At 65.1% G+C, this 1585-nt stretch carries 3 protein-coding genes; 1 reads left to right on the top strand and 2 read right to left on the bottom strand.

The window, feature by feature from the left end:
• Both AC2VOG_RS01550 and AC2VOG_RS01545 read right to left on the bottom strand, forming a co-directional pair.
• A partial coding sequence (locus tag AC2VOG_RS01550; protein ID WP_486938158.1) for a hypothetical protein occupies nt 1-201 on the bottom strand: 201 nt, incomplete at its 3' end.
• Between the two features lie 239 nt (nt 202-440).
• The gene (locus AC2VOG_RS01545) at nt 441-698 is read right to left on the bottom strand and encodes a ribbon-helix-helix domain-containing protein (RefSeq protein ID WP_486938157.1); all 258 of its coding nucleotides are present in this window, start codon (nt 696-698) and stop codon (nt 441-443) included.
• A 415-nt stretch (nt 699-1113) separates the two neighbouring features.
• Here AC2VOG_RS01545 and AC2VOG_RS01540 point away from each other — a divergent pair.
• Nucleotides 1114-1585: SWIM zinc finger family protein (locus AC2VOG_RS01540; RefSeq protein ID WP_486938156.1), on the top strand; the 472-nt coding region annotated here is incomplete at its 3' end.

Genomic DNA, 1585 nt, shown 5'->3' with positions numbered 1-1585 from the left:
GCTGCGTCGGGTGTATTCCATCGTGACGAGTGGATAGGCGTAGGTGTACGCCTCGGTCGCGATGTCGGTGGCCTCGGACTGCGACAAGCCGGGCGCCACAGGCTTTTTCACCGGGTCGGCAGGCTGATCATTGCCGCCACACGAGGTGATCAGCATCAGCGCGGTCAGCAGCACGCCGACCCGTATGACGGTTGATCGCATACCGGGATACTTCCACGACCTATGCCGGGCCGCAGCCTGCTACCTATGGCTAACAGGGAGGGCAGAGCAGAATTCCTCGAGAGCGGTGAGTTCTTTGTTTCGGACACCCGCCGAGAGTTCGAATCGGACCAGCTCGCTTGCGATCAAGTCTTGGCCGGCTTCGGTCAGCCCCGTGAGTAGTTCGACAGCCGCGGTTACTCCCCGCAAGTGGTCGACGCCGACGGCGGTGTCAACCAGCTTCACGTCAAACCGAGCCTGCTCAAGCGATCGTCGAGGTTGTCGCGAACGGCGTCGACATAGTCGGCGCCGGTAAAGTCCCGCCCCCGCCACGTGCCGGCGCTTCGTTGCAGAGCCGCCGTCCGCTCTGTTTTGCTCCGGCTTCCGTAAGCGGTGTGAATTGCCCGACGGATCAGTTCTGACCGGGACGCGCCGCTTACCCTGGCCGCGCGATCCAGTAGCTCGAGCTCCTGCTTGTTGAGCGTGATCTGGGTTCGCATGACATCACGTTACGTCGGGTGGCATCGTTGAGTCCGCCCCTTGGCCTGTGGCGCGGGAGTGTCGTTCAGGACGTCGATCCAGACGCTCCCCATCCTTCGTTTGGCGGAACTCGACGATTTTGTGCTGGCGGCCAAGCTGTATCGGGCGGCGCGACGTGCCGGTGCGACTATCCGGAAAACCCTCAACTGCTTGATCGCGGCTCCGTGTGTGCGCACGGGTGTTCCGCTGCTGCACGCGGACGCGGACTTTGACCGCCTCGCCACCTGCACCCCGCTGCGGATTTGGAACGGCTGACGGCGTCGCGCCCAGGCTGAGCGCGCACCAGCAGGCTCTGAAACCTCATCAGCACCACTTTCGGCGGTGGCGCGGCGTGGTTGCGGAATTCATGTCGGACCGGGCGGTTACCGTGCGGGCGTGCAGTCGCTGATGTATCCCTCAATCGACCTCGACAGCGCGCTGGATCTGCTCGGTGCCGGCGCCTATCGCCGCGGCATGGCCTATGCGCGGGAGGGGCGGGTGCAGCGTTGCCTGTGGGACGCCGACGTTCACAACCTCGTCGGCAATGTCCTTGGCAGCCAAGGCCACACCTACATTACGACGGTGCAGCTTTCCCCGGTCGACAGCGACGGCTGCAGTGTCGAAGGGGGGTTCTGTAGCTGCCCCATGCGGGTGAACTGCAAGCACGTCGGGGCAATCGTGATCGCGGCGGCAGGGGTCACCAAGCTGGGGGTGACAAAGACGCGCACCGAACCCGCGCCGCCTCCGCCCGCTCCAACGGCGTGGCGGCGATCGCTGGATGCGCTGCTTCCTCCCCCGGCCTCGAGCAACGGTCCGGTCGGGACGCCATTGGCGATCGAGCTGAACCTGTCGGGCAGCGGGCCGTCGT

Source organism: Mycobacterium sp. TH-M11 (assembly GCF_057473725.1).
Note: the sequence above shows the minus strand (reverse complement) of the source record. Positions and strands in the feature narration are given on the sequence as shown.

Coding starts and splice junctions, on each gene's coding strand:
- AC2VOG_RS01545 (WP_486938157.1), bottom strand. CDS start 698: ATGCGAACCCAGATCACGCTCAACAAGCAGGAGCTCGAGCTACTGGAT.